General features: G+C 48.5%; 15 protein-coding genes. 4 read left to right on the top strand and 11 right to left on the bottom strand.

The window, feature by feature from the left end; genetic code table 11:
• Nucleotides 1-38 precede the first annotated feature (38 nt).
• From argF to V7728_RS15740, 9 genes are all read right to left on the bottom strand, one after another.
• Nucleotides 39-1,010 (bottom strand): ornithine carbamoyltransferase, encoded by a 972-nt coding sequence (gene argF / locus V7728_RS15780; protein ID WP_076423875.1) that lies wholly within the window; start codon nucleotides 1,008-1,010, stop codon nucleotides 39-41.
• Nucleotides 998-4,093 carry a carbamoyl phosphate synthase large subunit gene (locus V7728_RS15775; RefSeq protein WP_309194124.1) on the bottom strand — a complete coding sequence of 1,032 codons (3,096 nt, stop codon included), beginning with the start codon at nucleotides 4,091-4,093 and terminating at the stop codon, nucleotides 998-1,000. The genes argF and V7728_RS15775 overlap by 13 nt, the downstream gene beginning before the upstream one ends.
• Entirely contained in the window at nucleotides 4,086-5,144 is a 1,059-nt protein-coding gene (locus V7728_RS15770) for a carbamoyl phosphate synthase small subunit (RefSeq protein WP_012117273.1), read from the bottom strand. Before V7728_RS15770 ends, V7728_RS15775 begins: the two co-directional genes overlap by 8 nt.
• Before the next feature lie 68 nt (nucleotides 5,145-5,212).
• Nucleotides 5,213-6,370 (bottom strand): acetylornithine transaminase, encoded by a 1,158-nt coding sequence (locus V7728_RS15765; RefSeq protein ID WP_007409133.1) that lies wholly within the window; start codon nucleotides 6,368-6,370, stop codon nucleotides 5,213-5,215.
• A complete protein-coding gene (argB, locus tag V7728_RS15760) occupies nucleotides 6,367-7,143 on the bottom strand; it encodes an acetylglutamate kinase (RefSeq protein ID WP_007409134.1) in 777 nt (258 codons plus the stop codon). Before argB ends, V7728_RS15765 begins: the two co-directional genes overlap by 4 nt.
• Nucleotides 7,144-7,157: 14 nt before the next feature.
• Nucleotides 7,158-8,375 (bottom strand): bifunctional ornithine acetyltransferase/N-acetylglutamate synthase, encoded by a 1,218-nt coding sequence (gene argJ / locus V7728_RS15755; RefSeq protein WP_007409135.1) that lies wholly within the window; start codon nucleotides 8,373-8,375, stop codon nucleotides 7,158-7,160.
• Nucleotides 8,376-8,397: 22 nt separating this feature from the next.
• Nucleotides 8,398-9,435 (bottom strand): N-acetyl-gamma-glutamyl-phosphate reductase, encoded by a 1,038-nt coding sequence (gene argC / locus V7728_RS15750; protein WP_042635047.1) that lies wholly within the window; start codon nucleotides 9,433-9,435, stop codon nucleotides 8,398-8,400.
• A 164-nt stretch (nucleotides 9,436-9,599) separates the two neighbouring features.
• Entirely contained in the window at nucleotides 9,600-10,142 is a 543-nt protein-coding gene (locus V7728_RS15745; RefSeq protein ID WP_012117271.1) for an MFS transporter, read from the bottom strand.
• Nucleotides 10,139-11,575, bottom strand: a complete 1,437-nt coding sequence (locus V7728_RS15740) for an FAD-binding oxidoreductase (protein ID WP_082997825.1) — start codon at nucleotides 11,573-11,575, stop codon at nucleotides 10,139-10,141. The genes V7728_RS15745 and V7728_RS15740 overlap by 4 nt, the downstream gene beginning before the upstream one ends.
• Before the next feature lie 321 nt (nucleotides 11,576-11,896).
• Here V7728_RS15740 and fosM point away from each other — a divergent pair, with 321 nt between their 5' ends.
• Nucleotides 11,897-12,340, top strand: coding sequence for a FosM family fosfomycin resistance protein (gene fosM, locus V7728_RS15735; protein WP_170919531.1), 444 nt, complete (start codon nucleotides 11,897-11,899; stop codon nucleotides 12,338-12,340).
• 131 nt (nucleotides 12,341-12,471) lie between these two features.
• Here the strand turns inward: fosM and V7728_RS15730 are convergent, their stop codons facing one another.
• Both V7728_RS15730 and V7728_RS15725 read right to left on the bottom strand, forming a co-directional pair.
• Complete coding sequence (locus V7728_RS15730; protein ID WP_003155088.1) at nucleotides 12,472-12,780, bottom strand: metal-sulfur cluster assembly factor; 309 nt, start codon at nucleotides 12,778-12,780, stop codon at nucleotides 12,472-12,474.
• A 62-nt stretch (nucleotides 12,781-12,842) separates the two neighbouring features.
• Complete coding sequence (locus V7728_RS15725) at nucleotides 12,843-13,610, bottom strand: prolyl oligopeptidase family serine peptidase (protein ID WP_007409140.1); 768 nt, start codon at nucleotides 13,608-13,610, stop codon at nucleotides 12,843-12,845.
• 120 nt (nucleotides 13,611-13,730) lie between these two features.
• Here V7728_RS15725 and V7728_RS15720 point away from each other — a divergent pair, with 120 nt between their 5' ends.
• From V7728_RS15720 to V7728_RS15710, 3 genes are all read left to right on the top strand, one after another.
• A complete protein-coding gene (locus V7728_RS15720) occupies nucleotides 13,731-14,543 on the top strand; it encodes a Cof-type HAD-IIB family hydrolase (protein WP_007409141.1) in 813 nt (270 codons plus the stop codon).
• A gap of 85 nt (nucleotides 14,544-14,628) precedes the next feature.
• Nucleotides 14,629-14,778: a hypothetical protein gene (locus V7728_RS15715; protein ID WP_003155094.1), complete on the top strand. Its 150-nt coding sequence runs from the start codon at nucleotides 14,629-14,631 to the stop codon at nucleotides 14,776-14,778.
• Nucleotides 14,778-14,975 carry a DUF3813 domain-containing protein gene (locus V7728_RS15710; RefSeq protein ID WP_003155097.1) on the top strand — a complete coding sequence of 66 codons (198 nt, stop codon included), beginning with the start codon at nucleotides 14,778-14,780 and terminating at the stop codon, nucleotides 14,973-14,975. The genes V7728_RS15715 and V7728_RS15710 overlap by 1 nt, the downstream gene beginning before the upstream one ends.
• Nucleotides 14,976-14,995 lie beyond the last annotated feature (20 nt).

Below are 14,995 nucleotides of genomic sequence, written 5' to 3'. Positions count from 1 at the left end.
TTGTATGCGGAGAAATATCAAAAACCGCTGAATGAGATTCAGCGGTTTTTTTGTTCATCCTGTTTGTAAAGAAGAGCTTTCAGGAGCGCTTTTTGCGCGTGAAGCCGGTTTTCCGCCTGCTGAAATACCGCAGAGTTCGGGCCGTCGATAATCTCGGACGTGACCTCTTCTTCCCGATGCGCGGGCAGGCAATGCAAAAATGTATAGTCGGGTTTGGCGAGACTGACGAGTGAGGCGTTGACTTGATACGGGGCAAACACATTCAGCCGCTGCTGCGTCTCTTCCTCCTGCCCCATGCTCGTGAAGACGTCGGAGTAAATCACGTCTGCATCCCGCACCGCTTCCTGCGGATTTTCGGTAAGGGTGATTTTCGCTCCGGAAACAGCCGCCGCTTCTTTTGCGGCATTTACCGCCTCTTCCTCTACTTCATAGCCTTTCGGCGAAGCAATCGCAATGTCACAGCCCATTTTTGCGCAGCCGATCATTAGTGAATGCGCTACATTATTTCCGTCACCGATATAGGCGGCTTTTACTCCTTTCAGTTTTCCTCTTATTTCTTGTATCGTTAACAGATCCGCGAGTGCCTGACACGGGTGATACCGGTCGGTCAGCCCGTTTATGACGGGAATGTCTGCATGCTCGGCAAGCTCTTCGACTTTTTCATGCTCAAAGGTGCGGATCATAATGGCATCAACGAAGCCGGACAGCACCTTCGCCGTATCCGCGACCGTCTCCCCCCGCCCAAGCTGCAGGTCGCTGCTTGAAAGAAATAGTCCCGTTCCCCCGAGCTGGGCCATTCCCGCTTCAAAAGACACACGTGTGCGGGTTGAAGATTTTTCAAAAATCATCGCCAATGTTTTCCCTTGGAAAATCGGCTGTATCGGATGTTGTTTTAATAATGAAGCTTCTGTCAGAAGCGCATTGATGTCTGACGGGCTGACATCTTTTAAGGAAAGAAAATCTTTGCCGTACAAATGGGTTAATGTGTGTTCCGCTTTTATTGTGTGCATGATGCCACTTCCTTTTGATAAAGATCTTTGAGCGATACAGGCTGAGGTTTGCCGGAGCCGCTTGCTAAAAATGCCTTTACGGTTTCCGGTTCAGTAAAGACCGTCACACCGTGCGTCATGGCTTCAATCCGTTGTTTACGCGCTTCTTCAGAGTGATTGAAATTGATATGGACCGCTTTATCCTTTCGCTCTGCCCATGCCGGGAACGCATCTTTGCATACCGTAAATCCCGCCTCTTGAGCCTGACGTTCCAATTCCGCATCACAGCCTTCCAGATAGATGCTGCCTTTTTTCTCCCAGACGTGCGCGTAGATTTTTTTCAGGGCGCTTTCTGCGTCAAACGCGACACACATGCCTTCTCCGGTCGACTTCATTTCCGGCCCGGGCTTTACGTCCACATCCTGAATGGCGTGCGAAGAAAAAACCGGGAATTTCACTGCCGTTCCGTGCTGATTTTGAACCTCGGGCTTGATGTCTTTAAGGGAAGCGCCGGCCAGCAATCTGGCGGCAAGCGGGATCATCGGCACCCCCATCACCTTAGACACGACAGGAACCGTGCGGCTTGCCCGCGGATTCACTTCAAGAACGAGAATATCCCCTTTGTCATCAATGACAAACTGAATGTTCATGATGCCTTTAAAAGCCAGTTTTACCGCGATTTTTTCGGCGGCCTCTTTTATATTCCGCTGCATATCAGGTGTGACAGACGGACCCGGAAGAATCGCAAAACTGTCACCCGAATGGACGCCGGCGCGTTCAATGTGCTCTGTGTAAGTCGGCACAAATACTTCATGTCCGTCGGAAATCAGATCGATCTCCAATTCTTTTCCTGTAATGTACTGATCGATCAAAATCGGATACGGCATGCTCGCTTCATTTGCCAGCAGCTCTGACATTTGCGCTTCTGAATCAACGATGATCATGCCCATCCCACCGATGACATAAGACGGACGGATCAGCACGGGGTAGCGAATTCGGCTTGCTTTTTCCGTTGCTTCTTCTTTTGAATAAGCGGTTTCGCCTTTGGCATGTTTCAGGTCAAGGTCATCAAGCAGCTGATAAAACAGATCCCGATCCTCCAGCGCATCAAGGGTTTCAAAGGATGTTCCGAGCAGCGGAATGCCCGCTTTTTCCAGCGGTTCAGCGGCATTGATCGCGGTCTGTCCCCCAAATTGGACGATGGCAAAATCAATGTTTTCATGTTCCGCCACGTTCAAAATATGTTCTGTCGTCAGCGGTTCAAAATAAAGCCGGTCGGCGATTTCATAATCCGTGCTTACTGTTTCCGGATTGTTATTGATCATAATCGTTTCATACCCCAGCTTTTGCAGGGTCAGAACGCCGTGGACGGCGCTGTAATCAAATTCCACTCCCTGACCGATGCGGATCGGGCCTGAGCCGATGATGAGGGCGCGTTTTTTCTCTTTTCGGCTGATATCTCCGTCGCTTTCCCCGAGGTAGGTGGAGTAGAAATAATTCGTCTTGGCATCAAATTCAGCGGCACATGTATCTACGATTTTAAACGACGGGACGATGCCTGATTTCTTTCTGAGAGCACGGATGTCTTCTTCCGTTTTTCCCGTGAGAGATGCGATCATGACATCCGTGAAGCCCTTTACCTTCGCCTGCTTTAAAAGCGGGAAAGACAGATGATCCCCTTCTTCCATCAGCTTGTTTTCCAATGTGATGATATTTCGGAATACATGGAGAAAAAACGGGTCAATTTTCGTTTTGGCATGGATGTCTTCTATCGTTTCACCGCGGCTTAACAGCTCCATGACGACGAAAAATCTCCGGTCATCCGGCGTTACCGCTAATTCCCACAGCTGATTGATCGTACAGCCGCCGAGTTCAGGCAGGCGGGTGCCGATCGTTTTCAGCTCAAGGGAGGCCGCCGCTTTTTGAATGGCCGCTTCCATATTTCTTTCAATCGCCATGACCTCTCCCGTCGCTTTCATCTTCGTTCCGAGCGTGCGGTCGGCATGTTTAAATTTATCAAACGGCCAGCGCGGGAATTTGACGATGACATAATCAAGCGCCGGTTCAAAGCTTGCATAAGTAGAGCCCGTCAGCGGATTTTTCAGTTCATCAAGCGTATAGCCGACGGCAAGTTTTGCCGCCATTTTGGCAATCGGATAGCCGGTCGCTTTTGACGCGAGAGCTGAAGAGCGGCTGACACGCGGGTTCACTTCAATGACATAGTACTGTTTGCTGAACGGATCCAGCGCAAATTGAATGTTGCAGCCTCCGACCACATCCAGCGCCGAAATAATCGCCAGGCTTGCTGAACGCAGCATCTGATATTCTTCATCCGTTAACGTCTGGGACGGTGCGACGACGATGGAGTCCCCTGTATGCACGCCGACGGGATCGATGTTTTCCATATTGCAGACGGTGATGCATGTATGATTGCTGTCGCGCATGACCTCATATTCGATTTCTTTAAATCCGGCGATGCTTTTTTCGACGAGGCATTGGCTGATCGGGCTTGCTAACAGCGCCTGTTTAATAAGCGTCTGAAACGCTTCTTTCGTTTTCGCGATTCCGCCTCCCTTTCCGCCTAACGTGTACGCCGGTCTCAGAATGACCGGAAATCCGATAGACTCAGCGAAACGGAGGGCGTCTTCTTCGTTGTCGACGATTTCGCTTTCCGGAACGGGCTGATCAAGCTCTTTCATCAGGGCGCGGAACTGCTCCCGGTCTTCGCCTTTTTGAATGGTTTCCACCGATGTTCCCAAAAGCTTGACGTGATGCTTCTTCAGCACGCCTGCTTCTTCAAGCTTAACGGCTAAATTCAATGCCGTCTGGCCGCCCAAATTGGCAAGCAGACCGTCCGGTTTTTCTTTTTCAATAATGGCCTCGATGCTGTCGGTTGTGAGCGGTTCAAAATATATTTCATCGGCAAACGCCTCATCCGTCATAATCGTTGCCGGGTTGTTGTTGACTAGAATAACGCGGTATCCTTCTTCTTTCAGAGCCATGCAGCCCTGCGTTCCTGAATAATCAAATTCTGCCGCCTGGCCGATGATGATGGGGCCGGAGCCGATGACTAATATGCTGGAAATGGTTGTATCTTTAGGCATGAGCGATTTCTCTCCTTGCTGGTATCACTTTCTCTAGAAATTCATCAAATATCCACTCGCTCTCAGCCGGTCCGGGATGAGCTTCAGGGTGGAACTGGACGCTTAATACGGGAAGGCGCTTATGAATGAGCCCTTCCACTGATGTATCATTGACATGATGAAATCTGATGGACAGCTCGTTTTCGTCAATTGATGCTTCATCAACGACATAGCTGTGGTTCTGGCTTGTCATAAACACCCGTTTCGTTTTCCGGTCTATGACGGGATGGTTGGCACCCCTGTGGCCGAACGGCAGCTTATACGTATTTCCTCCGAAAGCCAGGGCAATCAGCTGATGCCCGAGGCAAATGCCGAGTGCGGGGAAATCACTGAGTAATGATGTAATCCGGTTCATGTACGGCGCAATCGCTTTCGGGTCGCCCGGGCCGTTTGAGAGCACGATTCCGTCGGGCTGAATGTCGTAAACAGCGTTCATCTGCTGATACGGAATGACCGTTACTTTACAGCCGCGCTTTACAAGTGACGAGGCGATTGATTTTTTATAACCGAAATCAATCAGCGCAATATGCCGGTCTCCATTCCCCATTGACGTGATGTCTTCAGACTGCGCCAGCTCCGCCGGGTTTTCTGTTCCGGATGCTGCCGGAATTTCTCCTGTTGTTGACACGGCAGCGTTCATCGTGCCGCCGGAGCGGATGGTTTTGACGACGGCCCGTGTGTCCACTTCGGTTAAGAGCGGGATGTTCCATTTATTTAAATACTCTCTCAAGCTTGAGACTGCTTCATGGTGAGAAAAATGTTCACACGCTTCATAGACGGCAACAGCCTTGACTTGAGGAATCTTACTTTCAAGGTCTTTTTCATTAATTCCGTAGTTTCCGATCAGCGGATACGTAAAGACGATGATCTGACCCTTATATGACGGGTCTGTAAGCACTTCCTGATAGCCCGTCATTCCGGTGAAAAAAACCGCTTCGCCAACACAGCGGGCTTCTTTTTCAAGTTCACCGCCAAATGATGTTCCGTCTTCCAATACTAAATAGCCTTTCATCTAAAGCCCACCTCTTGATGAATAATTAATTAAAAATATGAATTTTTATACTTTTATATCGAAAAAAATTACCGTTTCACTGCCGAATGCGCTTCGATCGCTGCCTTCAGCATACTGACGGCCGACAGCATTTCTTCTTCAGAAACCGTAAGCGGCGGGAGCAGCCTGATGACATTCGGTCCGGCCGGAAGCACGAGAAGCCCGCGTTCCTGCAGATCTCCGATGATGCCGGACACGGGACCTGCGCATTCAATGCCGATTAATAACCCTTTTCCGCGGATTTCTTTTACAAAAGGCCCTGTCAGTTCACGGTTCAGCTGCGCTTTTAAAAATGATCCTTTGTCTGCCGCCGCCTGGAGAAAGTCCGGCTGAAACACAATATCCAAGGTTGCTTTCACAGCTGCCATGGCAAGCTTATTGCCGCCGAAAGTCGTACCATGCGTACCCGGCGTAAAGGCGTCGCCAAGCTTCTTTTTGCCGATCACGGCTCCGACGGGAAAACCGTTTCCAAGCCCTTTCGCAGCAGTGATGATGTCCGGAGAGATGCCGAAATGCTCATAGCCGAATGCCTTGCCCGTCCGGCCGATTCCGGTTTGAATCTCGTCTGCGATAAGCAGCGCCTGTTTGTCTTTGCAAAATGTCTGTAAGGCTTCGATGAATTCCGGATCGGCGGGATTGACTCCCCCTTCTCCCTGCACCGTCTCAAGCATGACGGCGGCGATATCATCCTCTTTTGAAAGCGTGCTGAATGCCGACGGATCATTGAACGGAAGATAGTGAAAGCCTTGAAGCATCGGTCCGAAACCGGTCTTGATTTTGTCTTGTCCGGTGGCGGCCATCCCCGCATAGGTCCGCCCGTGAAAGGATTGATGAAATGTTACAATTTTTGTCTTTCCCGTTGCTTTACGGGCAAGCTTAATGGCGCCTTCATTCGCTTCGGCCCCGCTGTTGCAGAAGAAAACGAGATCTCCCGCGCTATGTTCGGCAAGCTTTGCCGCGGCTTTTTCCTGAAGATCATTTTCAAACAGATTGGAAACGTGCCATACGCTGTCAAGCTGTTCTTTCACTGCTTCTGTGACCTCATCATGACAATGGCCGAGATTGGAAACGGCGATGCCCTGAATAAAATCGAGATACGTTTTTCCGTTTTCATCCTCTGCAATTGTCCCTTTCGCTTTTTTGATATCGATGGGCCAGCGGCTGTAGGTTTGAAATAGACTGCTCATGACACGCTCTCCTTTTCTTTGACGATTTTTGTTCCTTGGAAGGCTTGATCGGTGAAAAACGCTCCTTTTCCGTTTACGATCATCACTTCCTCGACATCTTCACTCAGTGCCGATAATGCCGAGTTTACCTTCGGAATCATCCCTCCTGAAATCACGCCGTCATCTATGAGGGCCTGAATCTCTTGCGGCGTCAAAGTATCCAGCCTGCTCTCTCCGTCCATAATTCCTTCGACATCCGTGACAAATAAAAGTTTGTCGGCGTGTAAGGCTGAAGCGACGGCCGATGCCGCGGCGTCTGCGTTGACGTTCAGCGTTTCGAAATCACTTGTCATGGAAAGCGGAGCGATAACGGGAATGATGCCTTCTTTCATTAATGCGTGAATGATTGACGGATCGGTTTTTTGTATTTCGCCGACTTCTCCGTATTTGTCTTGATTAAGATAGGATGCTTGAAGGAGACCGCCGTCCTTTCCTGATATTCCCGCGGCTTTCAGCCCGTTTTTCGCGAGTTCGGTTACGAAAAATTTATTGATCGTCCCTGACAAGACCATTTCCGCTGTTTCCAGCACCGGTTTGGTCGTTTTCCGCTGTCCATCGACAAATTCCGTTTCAATCTGCAATGTTTTCAGCATTTTTGAAATGTCCGGGCCGCCTCCATGGACGACGGCAATGTTCCAGCCCGATTGCATAAGCTCTTTTACATTTTGAAAAAAATCGGCGGATAACTCTCGGATTACGCTTCCGCCGCACTTAAAAACGATCGTTTTCTTCATGCCGCTCCCCTTTGTTATGTGCGATAGCTCGCATTGATTTTAATATAATCATAGGTTAAGTCACAGCCCCATGCCCGGCCGCTGCCGGAGCCTTCCTGCAGGCGGACTGCAATCGTAATCTCATCACCTGATAAGTACTCCTTGGCATCAGTTTCCGAAAACGGCTGAGGTTCGTTGTGTTTAAACAGACACTGGCCGCCGAGGAAAACTTCCACTTGTTCGGCCGTTACGCTTGCCGCACTGTGCCCGATTGCGCCGATGATGCGCCCCCAATTGGCGTCTGTGCCGTAAACGGCGGTCTTCACAAGGCTTGAGCCGACGATTTTTTTGGCGATAATATTCGCCTCAAGGTTGTTTTTCGCGCCTTCGACTCTGGCTTCAATTAATTTCGTCGCTCCTTCACCGTCTCTGGCTATATCTTTGGCAAGGTCTTCGCATACAAGCTTTAATCCCTTTTTAAAAGCCGGCCAGTCAGGGTGCTGCTCCGTCAGGCAATCATTCCCCGCGCAGCCGTTTGCCATCACAAGCACCATGTCATTCGTCGATGTTTCTCCGTCAACGGTGATTTGGTTAAATGAAACATCCGTAATCTCTCTAAGCGCGTTTTTGAGCGCCTGTTCTTCCACGGCCGCGTCCGTTGTGACAAAGCCGAGCATTGTCGCCATGTTGGGGTGGATCATGCCGGAGCCTTTCGCCGCTCCGCCGATCGTGATGATGTCTCCGCCGATCACCAGTTCATAACACGTCTGTTTCGTCACTGTATCCGTCGTCAAAATGGCTTCTTCAAATGCTCCGGATACGGACGGCGCTTGACCGAGCTGTTCAATGCCCGCTTGAATTTTTTTCATGTCTAAAAGCTCGCCGATCACCCCGGTTGACGAAACCGCAACAAGCTCCGGCTCAATGCCGAGCTGGCTCGCGAAGCCGTCCCGCATTTCATAGGCGTCCTTTAATCCTTGGTCTCCCGTACAGGCGTTGGCAATCGCGCTGTTGACGATAACCGCCTGAAGCACACCCTCTTTTTTCAGGCTGGCTTGCGTCACTTTCAGCGGCGCTGCCTGAAAATGGCTCTGCGTATATACCGCTGCACTGACTGCAGGCGCTTCGCTGATAATCGCTCCGAGATCTTTTTTTGAATAGCGCAGACCGCAGTGCACGCCCTTTGCCTCAAATCCTTTCGGCGAGGATACGCCGCCTTTTATTTTCGTGATTTCCTCACTCAGCTGAATCATATTTTTGAATCCCTCTTTCGTTCTATGGATAGACTGGCGTCATCGTAAGTCCCGTTTCTTCCTGCCAGCCATTCATGATATTTAAATTTTGAACCGCCTGCCCTGCGGCGCCTTTCATCAGATTATCTATGACAGAAACGATGGTGGCACGGTTTGTTCTTTCATCCACAGTGACACTGATATCACAAAAATTGCTGCCGTATACCTCTTTCGTCGCCGGAAATTCACCTTCCGGCCTGATTCTGACAAAATATGAATCTTTGTAGAATTCGGAATACAATTCTCTTACCTGTGCAGCAGACATACCCGGAGGAGCCTCCGTATACATCGTCGCCATAATGCCCCTTGTCATCGGCGCCAAATGAGCGGAAAACGTGATCGGGCCTGTGCCGGGCTGCCAAGCCGCTAATTGCTGTTCAATTTCCGGAGTATGCTGATGCTCATTAACCTTATAAATTTTGAAATTATCATTCAGCTCAGAATAATGAGTGCCCATGGATGCTTTTCGGCCGGCGCCGGATACGCCCGTTTTCGCATCAACAATCAGAAATGAATCTTGTAAAAGCTTATTCTTCGCCAGCGGGGCGAGCCCGAGCAGCACAGCCGTCGGAAAACATCCCGGATTGGCAATCAGCTTTGCAGTCTGAATCTCTTCTTTTTGCAGTTCAGCTAAACCGTAAACCGCGCTTTGAATCGTTCCTTTCGGAGCGGCCTTCCGCTTATACCACTTTTCATACACGGCCGGGTTTTGAATGCGCAGATCGCCGGATAGATCAATGACCGGGATGCCCGCCTCCGCCAGCTTGGGCGACCACTCTCCGGAAACGCCGGGCGGCGCGGCTATGAACATGACATCAATTTCGTTTCGGATCGTTTCTATATGAAGCGGCCGAAGTGATTGTGACGCTATATTCCTCAAATGCGGATATGAAGCGGCATATTCTTTTCCTTCGTCGCTCGATGAATATAATATACAATCTTCTGCATAAGGGTGATGGTTAAGAATCCTGACAAGTTCGGCGCCTCCATAACCAGTCGCGCCTATAATACCTATTTTCAACGGGTTCACCTTCTTGGTTTTTGTGAAATTATTTAACATTATAACATGAATAAAAATTAATTCAATTGTATATTTAATATTTTTTCATTCATTTTCCATCTGTTTTCGCTGACAAAAAACCCCCTCTCGATCGAGGGGGGCATAAGAAAAACAGGCTGATCGGATCAGCCTGTTTTTTTCAGCATCATCAGCCCGCTTATAAAAAACAGCACGGAGCTGGCGTAAAAGATAATATAAACCGTAAAGAAATCAGCGAGAAACCCGCCGAGAATAATGGCGGCAGCTGAAAATACGGCCGTCCAGAAATGATAGCTGCCGACTTTTTTTCCCCGCTCCCCGCCGTCGGTGTAATCGGCGATCATGATTTTCTCGCCGTGTTTTTGCATCGCGCCGAACAGGCCCAAAAGCACCTGCACAACATAAACCTGGTGCACGCCGGTAATGTGCGGGAGCGTCAGAAGAAGCACCGCCATCCCCCACGAATTTGCCATAAGGAACCAGCGGGAATCCAGTCTTGCCGACAGCCGGCCGAGCAGCGGATGAATCAATGCGCCGCTCAAGCCGAACAAGCCGTATGAGAGACCGAATTGCGTGTAGCTGGAACCGATGTTTTTAATAAATAAAATATAAAACGGAAAGATCAGGCTGCCGGCAAAAAAGACACTGCTCTGAGACAGGATCAGCCATTTTAAATGGTTGTGTTTCATGATTTGTACCTCTGATAAAAATAATTCATAAACAAGTCATCCGGATCATATTTGTGTTTTTTCTGAAAGAACATATCGCTTTTCGGATATGCCTCGCGCATCTGCTCTTTCGTTTGATACAGCATATACGGGAGATAATAACTGCCGCGGTGGCGCAATGCCGTATCCGTCATTTTTCTGACAATCCGCGCCGCACTCGCCTGGCTGTCTGTTGAAAACCCTTCATTGATTAAAAGAACGAGTGAAAACATGTCTTCCTTTGCGTATGACAGATCGGCTTTTTCATTTTTTTGCACATAGCGGATCGTAATATTTACGAGATTGAGATCTTCATGTGACAGCGTCTTGCGTAAATCATGAATGTACGGCGCAAATTCGCCGACTGGCACGAAGTATTCTTGCAGCACATCGGTGTTGTCTGTGTTTTCATATTCCAAAAATTTCGATTCTGACCGCATGACATTGTTCCTGGAGACTTTCACGCCGTTTTGGCTGAGAAAATAAGACTGCTGGGTTGACCAGAACCAATTTCTGCCCCAGTCATACCGGCGGGAGAGGCCGAGCGCGAATTTCGTCAGCGCCGGATGCTCATCTTCTTTCAGTTCATTGTGCCGCTTTAATTCTTTCTGGTTGTCTGAGAGTGTGTAATCAGTCACATACATATCGTGCAAAAAGCCTTTATCCCCTGTTGCGATCCGCGCGAGATGCATGCGCACGGCGGGGTTGCGCCGAACATGCTGCGTAAAATATTGACTGTATGTATCAGCGTTCATGCGTTTCGTTTTCATTTCATAAAGCTCATCATCCGTCAGCTCAATATCCGCGTCAAGGATGACGCCGAACAGGCCGTAGCCGCCGATGACGGCTGAAAACAGGTCATCTTTCGGAGTAACGGTGATGACTTTGCCGTCCGCCTTTAAAAGATGAAACGATTTGACCGTATCAATCAGCGAACCGTACCGGATATCCCGGCCGTGGGCGTTGGCGCTCAGTGAGCCGCCGATCGTAAAAATGTTTTGCGATTGCATGACTTTTACCGCGAGCCCGTATGGATTGACATAGCGCTGAATATCATTCCACGTCGCTCCCGTCTGCACCCTGATGATTTTTTTCTTTCGGTCGAGACCGAGTATTTTGTTGTAGCCCGTCATGTCGAGAACGATACCGTCTTCATAATACGTCTGGCCGCCCATTGAGTGCTGGGCGCCTGCGATTGAGATCTTCAGATGCTTTCTCTTTGCTTCCTTAATGGTTTCGACCAATGTTTCTTTCTCTTTTCCTTTGACCGTCTGCTTAATTTTCACGGGCATGAGACGGCTGACATCCGTCATTGTCCCTGCCTGCTGCACCGGCTCTTTGTGAAAAGCGGAAACAGCGAACAGCGCCGTATAAACAAGAATGCTAAGGATAATGAGAAGTAGTTTTTTCTTCATGGATTCCTCCCTCGCATGCAGCCGGTCTATTATATCATGCCTCACGTCCGTTTTTTTCCTTTTTAACCCGATACCGCAAAAAACCCCGAATGGTGGGAAACTCGGGTTTTTTTAGTGACTTGCCCTTCTTTCCGCACGCCGGTCTGCAGCGGCAAAGCAGACAGAACGGCGCCCGACAGAATCATGTTTAGTACAGCTCGAAACGGTCAGCCGGAAAACACCGGGCATAAAAATCCACAGAAATCCTTAAAATGATTTTTTAGTCAGTATATAATCGATATATATGCAGATGTATTACCAGAGGGATTGTTTCAAACAAACATGTTAAATGAGGTGGAGAAAATAAACATAAAAGGAATCAATCATCTTCTTTTTTCTGTTTCAAATTTGGAAAAATCTATAGAATTTTATGAAAAAGTATTTCATGCACAGCTCCTGGTTAAAGGACAAAAGACAGCATATTTTGATCTGAACGGGCTTTGGCTTGCACTTAACTTAGAGGCGGATATACCAAGAAATGAAATACATAAATCTTATACGCATATGGCCTTTACAATTGACCCAAAAGATTTTGATGCAATACATCAAAGGTTAAAAAATCTAAATGTAAATATATTAAATGGGCGTCCTAGGGATAAGCAAGATCAAAAGTCAATTTATTTTACTGATCCCGATGGACATAAATTTGAATTCCACACAGGTACACTCCAAGACAGACTGTCCTATTACAAAAAAGATAAACCTCATATGAAATTTTATATTTAAAGGTTTGTTTGCGATCCAAAACAAACCCTCACTGTCGCTTATCCGCGTTGATTTTTTCCTTGTAAATGCAGACAAAAGAAAAGCACCTCCAAACTTTAGGATGTACCTAAAATCCGAGGTGCATTTTCTTATTACTGAATCCCTAATGCGATTTTTGCGTAGCGTGACATTTTGTCTCTTGTCCAAGGCGGATTCCAGACGATGTGGACCTCCGTCTCTTTTACATCCGGAATGTCGGCGAGCGCTTTTTTCACCTCGTCGACGATGATCGGAGCGAGCGGGCACCCCATTGATGTCAGTGTCATCGTAACGTGCGTGAGGCCGTCGTCATCCATATCAACGTCGTATACAAGGCCGAGATTGACGATATCGACGCCGAGCTCAGGGTCAACAACCTGCTCCAAGGCGCCCATGATGTTTTCTTTTAATGCTTCTTCCACGTTCCATCACTCCTTTTTCCTCAGTATAACGTAAAAGCGGCTTTTGTTAACACCTTTGTGCTTTATAAATGCTTATCGAACCAGGCGACGGTTTCTAAAACGGCGTATCTCGGGACTTTATGATCAGCCCGTTCGTCTTTCAGAAACTGAAGATGGTCGGGCCGGCTGCTGTAATGAGGTTTAATCGTTTCATAAAAGCCGCGGGTCGGTGCATACGGAACGACTTTGTCTTGAACGCCGTGCCAGAACAGCAGCGGGCGGCTGCGGAGTTTTTCCGGTTCCAGACTGAGATCGAACGGTTTGAGCCGCGCAAACAGTTCATCGACCTGTTCTTTTGTGACGTCAATGTCGATGTCCTGCTTTTGAATGTGGTCAATCTGCTGCTGAAAAAACGCCGTATAGTTCGGGCTTCCCATCAGACTGACGCCGGCTTTGACCCAATCATACGCGGCCATCGCGCCGAATGTCGTAATTCCGCCCATTGACGTGCCCGCAAGACCGATCCGCCCGTCTTCAATCAGACCGCGCGCTTCAAAATCCTTTTTCAGCACGTCAAGCTCCTCAATTTCATTTAATACAATGTCCCAAAAATGGACGGCGAGCTCTTCTGCTGACAGCTGTTCAGCGCGTTCACCGTGGTAAAGAGCTTCCGGCAGCACCGCCCTGAAGCCCTTTTCAGCAAGCAGGTAAGCGAAATGAAGATTATGCTCCTTCGCGCTTGTAAAACCGTGGATAAAGAAAACAAGGGGAGCGGGACGGTCCCGATTTTCTTCTTTTACAATATGTAAAAACGGAATGCCTGATACGGTTTGATGATCAATAAGAATCACGTTGACTCCCTCCTTAGGATAACCATAATCATAAGTGTAACATGTAGACAATAAAGATGGTAAAAAGCTACACTGTACATAAGTGAAAAACAGCAAATTATATGACAAAAGGAGTTATTTATGGAGACAAAACCTTATCTCATCGCCTTAGATCTGGATGGAACTTTATTAAAAGACGATAAAACCATTTCCCCTGAAACGGCACGGACAATTCAGAAGCTGAAAGAAGCGGGCCATCATGTCTGCATCTCAACCGGGCGCCCTTTCCGTTCCAGTTCGATGTATTATGACGAGCTTGGGCTGACAACGCCGATTGTCAATTTTAACGGGGCATTTGTCCACCACCCGAAAGACGAATCATGGGGACGCTACCACACGTCTTTATCGGTCGATGTGGTCAGACAGCTTGCCGAACTTACAGAGACCTATCAAATACATAATGTGCTCGCTGAGGTCATTGACGATGTGTACTTCCATTATCATGATGAGCATTTAATTGAGGCGTTTCATATGAATACGGCGAATGTCACATTCGGCGATCTGCGTGAAACGGTCAAGGAGGATGTAACGTCCGTATTGATTCATGCAAAGGAAGAGGACGTCGCGGATATACGCGCACATTTATCCGATGTGCACGCCGAGGTCATTGACCACAGAAGATGGGCGGCTCCGTGGCATGTGATTGAAATCATTAAACACGGGATGAATAAAGCGGTCGGCCTGAAGAAAATCAGCGACTATTACCAAGTGCCGAGAGAACGGATCATCGCGTTCGGCGACGAAGACAACGATCTTGAAATGCTCCGGTTTGCCGGGTGCGGCGTAGCGATGGGAAACGGCACGGATGAAGTCAAACAGGCCGCCGACCGCGTCACGGGATCAAATGAAGCGGACGGAATCGCCGAATTTTTAAAATCCTATTTCTCCCTGTGAGGTTTTGCCGCTCATAACACAAAGCCTTCCGCCCATACTAAAACAGACGACTCATCTCGTCTAAATATGGAAGGGGGACATTGCAATGGGTAAACGAAACAAATCAAAACGGTTTATTCAGCAAGGCAAGGACTCTGTCAGTCTTCATGACGCAAGATTTCCATATCGGTCTACATTAGAGGAAGCACAGCATGATGCAGCAAAAGATTCGGCTGAAAGGCAGGTTGACTTTTAATGAGAAACGAACTGTTTTCTCAAGCCAAGTCATTTGTCCAGCAGGCCGTCATGATTGCTAACGGTTTCGAGGACGGCGATCAGGAAAAAGCTGTCTCACGCGCCAAAAACGCCGTGTCTTCCGCGTACGCCAATTCGACGGATGCAGAACGTCAGCAGCTGCACCAATTTCAGGATCAGCTGGAGAAATTGCAATAAAAAAAAGCGCCCCGTTTAGA

Origin of the sequence: Bacillus sp. JHAA (assembly GCF_036961585.1) — a bacterium.
GTDB classification, from domain to species: domain Bacteria; phylum Bacillota; class Bacilli; order Bacillales; family Bacillaceae; genus Bacillus; species Bacillus velezensis.
Note: the sequence above shows the minus strand (reverse complement) of the source record. Positions and strands in the feature narration are given on the sequence as shown.

Bases quoted from the DNA above. Each gene is read 5' to 3' on its own strand.
- argB (WP_007409134.1), bottom strand. From the start codon at position 7,143: ATGAAGAAAACGATCGTTTTTAAGTGCGGCGGAAGCGTAATCCGAGAG.
- V7728_RS15765 (WP_007409133.1), bottom strand. From the start codon at position 6,370: ATGAGCAGTCTATTTCAAACCTACAGCCGCTGGCCCATCGATATCAAA.
- V7728_RS15770 (WP_012117273.1), bottom strand. From the start codon at position 5,144: ATGAAAGGCTATTTAGTATTGGAAGACGGAACATCATTTGGCGGTGAA.
- V7728_RS15720 (WP_007409141.1), top strand. From the start codon at position 13,731: ATGGAGACAAAACCTTATCTCATCGCCTTAGATCTGGATGGAACTTTA.
- V7728_RS15715 (WP_003155094.1), top strand. From the start codon at position 14,629: ATGGGTAAACGAAACAAATCAAAACGGTTTATTCAGCAAGGCAAGGAC.
- V7728_RS15775 (WP_309194124.1), bottom strand. From the start codon at position 4,093: ATGCCTAAAGATACAACCATTTCCAGCATATTAGTCATCGGCTCCGGC.
- V7728_RS15740 (WP_082997825.1), bottom strand. From the start codon at position 11,575: ATGAAGAAAAAACTACTTCTCATTATCCTTAGCATTCTTGTTTATACG.
- V7728_RS15710 (WP_003155097.1), top strand. From the start codon at position 14,778: ATGAGAAACGAACTGTTTTCTCAAGCCAAGTCATTTGTCCAGCAGGCC.
- fosM (WP_170919531.1), top strand. From the start codon at position 11,897: ATGTTAAATGAGGTGGAGAAAATAAACATAAAAGGAATCAATCATCTT.
- V7728_RS15745 (WP_012117271.1), bottom strand. From the start codon at position 10,142: ATGAAACACAACCATTTAAAATGGCTGATCCTGTCTCAGAGCAGTGTC.
- argJ (WP_007409135.1), bottom strand. From the start codon at position 8,375: ATGATTCAGCTGAGTGAGGAAATCACGAAAATAAAAGGCGGCGTATCC.
- argF (WP_076423875.1), bottom strand. From the start codon at position 1,010: ATGCACACAATAAAAGCGGAACACACATTAACCCATTTGTACGGCAAA.